Annotated in this window: 6 protein-coding genes and 1 pseudogene; 1 reads left to right on the forward strand and 6 read right to left on the reverse strand. The window is 41.7% G+C overall.

Annotation, left to right across the window (positions count from 1 at the left end):
- Positions 1 to 266: pseudogene (locus ACFFAP_RS37215) on the forward strand (hypothetical protein); the annotation flags it as partial.
- 427 nt (positions 267 to 693) lie between these two features.
- On the opposite strand, the gene ACFFAP_RS37220 reads toward ACFFAP_RS37215, so the two are convergent.
- From ACFFAP_RS37220 to ACFFAP_RS37245, 6 genes are all read right to left on the reverse strand, one after another.
- Entirely contained in the window at positions 694 to 1,467 is a 774-nt protein-coding gene (locus tag ACFFAP_RS37220) for an ERF family protein (protein WP_375515908.1), read from the reverse strand.
- An 18-nt stretch (positions 1,468 to 1,485) separates the two neighbouring features.
- Positions 1,486 to 1,746, reverse strand: a complete 261-nt coding sequence (locus ACFFAP_RS37225; RefSeq protein WP_375515909.1) for a hypothetical protein — start codon at positions 1,744 to 1,746, stop codon at positions 1,486 to 1,488.
- 8 nt (positions 1,747 to 1,754) lie between these two features.
- Positions 1,755 to 1,952, reverse strand: a complete 198-nt coding sequence (locus ACFFAP_RS37230) for a hypothetical protein (protein ID WP_375515910.1) — start codon at positions 1,950 to 1,952, stop codon at positions 1,755 to 1,757.
- A 27-nt stretch (positions 1,953 to 1,979) separates the two neighbouring features.
- Positions 1,980 to 2,195 carry a hypothetical protein gene (locus ACFFAP_RS37235; RefSeq protein WP_375515911.1) on the reverse strand — a complete coding sequence of 72 codons (216 nt, stop codon included), beginning with the start codon at positions 2,193 to 2,195 and terminating at the stop codon, positions 1,980 to 1,982.
- 97 nt (positions 2,196 to 2,292) lie between these two features.
- Positions 2,293 to 2,787 carry a hypothetical protein gene (locus ACFFAP_RS37240; protein ID WP_375515912.1) on the reverse strand — a complete coding sequence of 165 codons (495 nt, stop codon included), beginning with the start codon at positions 2,785 to 2,787 and terminating at the stop codon, positions 2,293 to 2,295.
- 204 nt (positions 2,788 to 2,991) lie between these two features.
- Positions 2,992 to 3,453 carry a hypothetical protein gene (locus ACFFAP_RS37245; protein ID WP_375515913.1) on the reverse strand — a complete coding sequence of 154 codons (462 nt, stop codon included), beginning with the start codon at positions 3,451 to 3,453 and terminating at the stop codon, positions 2,992 to 2,994.
- Positions 3,454 to 3,458: the final 5 nt, after the last annotated feature.

Raw genomic sequence — 3,458 nt, forward strand, 5'->3', positions numbered from 1 at the left:
ACTTCAGTAAAACAATCTGTATTCTTAAGCACAAAATTAGATGCGCTTACCCTGGTTTATTCAGGAAGGACATTATGCGTGAGTCAGTCATTTATCAATCGATTTTATCCGAAGGTAAAGAAGAAGGAATTGAACTCGGTGTTCACCGCGTTGCAGTTAACCTTCTAAAAGAGAAGATGCCTATTGAAATGGTGTCAAAAGTTACTGGGTTAACAATCGAACAAGTACAAAGCTTGCTCATAACAGACGTTGAGCAGTCGGAATAAGCAATACAATTCCAGTCATAATTAGTTCCCCCAAAGGTATACCATGCACGAGTCAGTGGTTTATCAATCAAGACCGAAGGTAGCGATGAAAAAGCCCGTAAAATTGCTATCAATTTATTAGCTGAAGGTATCAGTGTTAATGTGATAGCTCGGTTTACTGGCTTATCAGTAGAAGTAGTGCAACAATTACAGCAGGAATAATCCGAGAATCAAAAGTAATTTTGCTACTGCCTGTGTACTGAATCGGCTCAATGAGGGCTGTGTTTCAAGCCTCGATTTTCTCCGATACTCAATGGCGGTGGTCGCTTGTTAACAACAATGCCTCTTTGTTTGATGAGCATAATTGCTTTTTATGCAGAACTAGCGTTTCTAAGAGAACGTTAAGATTGCTGCCGAATGTATTCTTCTTGAAGTATGATTTTTCTTTTCAATTAAGTTCAGGCAATTGTGCAAGCGCTCCCTCCATCCATGCGCTGATTGCTGTTGTTTCATCTACTCCTCGTGCTACCGTATCAACGATGTGTTTCTGATAAGAGTTAGCAGCATGATTCGGATGTCCAAACTTATTCCCAGCCCAAGCCAAACACATAGTCTTCACTAATTCATCAATTTGAACAGAATCAAGCTCGCTCGGACTGGTAACATTTCGAGAATGCAACCACTCTTTGACTAAATCGAGTGGATAATTTAAAAGCGTGCGAACTTCTTTGACTCGCAAATCTTTTGGGTTGATTGCTGGCGGAGTTATAGCCTGTTTTGTTGGCTGAATCCTAGACTGTTGATTCTCTTTGCGAAGTCTAATATTATTCTGCGCCTGTTCAGCCTTTTTAGGAGTACCAGCACCTTCAGCATCATCATCTTCATCTGCTGTGACTGATAAAATTGCACAGACAGCATAACGACGCGCGTAGGTCAAAGCTGCACCCAATTTCTGAGAATCACTTATTTCAGGCAAAGGATAAGTACTAGCGATACTCTCTCCAGATTCATGAAAAATATGAGTCCGTAGCACGGTTTTATCTTCAAGGATTTCGGTAGTTTGAATTATTACTAATCCATGTTTACCAAGCGCAGGAGTGACAGCATCCAATACAGCATCTAGTGTTGCATATTTGCGCTTGTAGTGAGGATTAGTACCGTCTTTTTGAATGGGATTAAACTCTGACTTTGCTTTTATTAAAGCTTTGATTAGTTCTTGCATTGTCCGGCTCCTCGCATTTTACCAATCGTTTTCATTGATATCGCCAGACACTTTTTTGCTAGATTTGGCCTTAGTAATTTGAAACTCTGAGGCTTTTAGCACAGGCATTGCCGCTTGTTTTACCGAAGCTTTGGCTTGTTGATAGAGAAATTGGGTTATCCCATCAGCGTCTTCTCCATCCTCGACTTGCGCCCAGAGAGAACAACCCAGTTCTAGAGATTCATAGTCGCCTAGATTAAATTTTCTGGAGTAGCTAACAGATACAGTTGTAAATTTCATTTTGGTTGTCAAATTTCTTCGTTAGTATCAACCATCTCAATGCTGAGTACGAGACATAAATCGCTAGCTTTTACACCAATAATTCCTGGTTCAATTTCAGTAGATAATTCCTCAATAATTGAATGAAAGCCAGGGTCTTCATCATTTATTTCTATCTCAATCAAACCTGCATTATTCGATATAACAGTCGCCCAGCTTGGCTTCATGTTGAGGAATACTGGTTGCGTAGAGTTTCATGATTCTGATTCCTGATTAAACTTGACCTCGACAATTTCTTCTACACAACCCATTGCCTCACCCAAGTAGTGCAGGACATCGGCTAAGTGAGTTGCTGCTTCTGGATCAATCTTTTTATCGGCAATCAACAAAAGCCAGTTTTCATCTTGAGCAATCGCCTGAATATTTACGTAACATGAGTTGAATTGCTTCAGTATTTCTATCGGTTCCATTGATTTATCCGATGAGTTGTTTTGTTCTATTTGGATAAACTGATAATTTAGCTTTGTTCTTGGGTAACAGGTGGGTCTTACTGCCCACCCCTTTTCTTTACACTGCAACCAAATCTTTCGCTTGTGGAACGTACCTTTTCAGCCGTTCCCATTCGTCAATTGTCAGCGAATCAAATTCTTTATCTAGTAACTCTTCTTCTGTGAATGGTTGTTCTGTAGTCGCTGTTGATCTGCCTGTCATCGTCATGAAGTCATCCAGTCCGACTGCTGCATCCACCGATTCGGCGTATCGAATTTTATCTACAGCATTTGACCAGTGCGTAAGGTGTTGAAATATTACCCCAATCATTGAGTGAGTCTTGTACACTCGATAATTTCTGGGGCAAGCTCCATTGACATACACGAGTTTGTAGCCAGGGATTTCCATGACCTCTGCATTGGGGTCTGTTGGAGACAACAGTATCTTGTCAAGAGACTCTTCCAACTGAGTCTGTTGAAGAGAAAATGTGGTAATCATATTCTGTGTGCCATGATGATTTAAATTGTCATAAATTTCGTTGTAGAGGCGATCGCATAACTCTAGGGGAAGCAATCGCTTTTCTCACTTCTAGAACTAGGGATTTATTACACCTCTGCATTCGCATCTGTAGCAGGTAGGAGAATTCTCTTCTGACAGTCACCTACTTGAAGTGAGAGGTTACTTGCTGTACTTTGTGTCATGATTATGTTTATTCGAAATTCAACTGTTGGCGATTGCAATTCTTTTGATGTGCAATCGCCTTTCTCACTTCCAGAACTAAGCCGCTACTACCGCTCGGACTCCCAACAACGCAATCACTTGTTCTGCACTCGGAGCCACACGATTGAGTCCGTACTGTCTTGGTCTGGCGTACCAGCCCTGTTGATTGCACCCGACGAAGCCAACCAAACGCCCGTCTTGGTAGAGTTTGGTGCTGAATGATAGCCAATCAACTTCGCCGTGATACAGACCAAAAACAGTGCAGGCTTTTTCTAGTTCATCGCTTAGGCGTTCGTTTCGTTCTAGTGGGCTTTCTGGTAGAGTCGCTTTAACCTCTGCAACTCTTGTAGCGAACCAGTCTCTATCGAAGGGAAGCCGTCCGCCACCGACTAACTGCACCCATACTGTGATTCCGCCTTCTATCCAGATCGTCCGAACGGATTCGGGTTCCACTTCGATAATCTCGCCAATAAGGGACTTCCAAGGAATAAAATCACCAAGTACAATAATGATAATCATTGTTA

The sequence above is a fragment of the uncultured Nostoc sp. genome (genome assembly GCF_964245575.1).
GTDB lineage: Bacteria > Cyanobacteriota > Cyanobacteriia > Cyanobacteriales > Nostocaceae > Nostoc.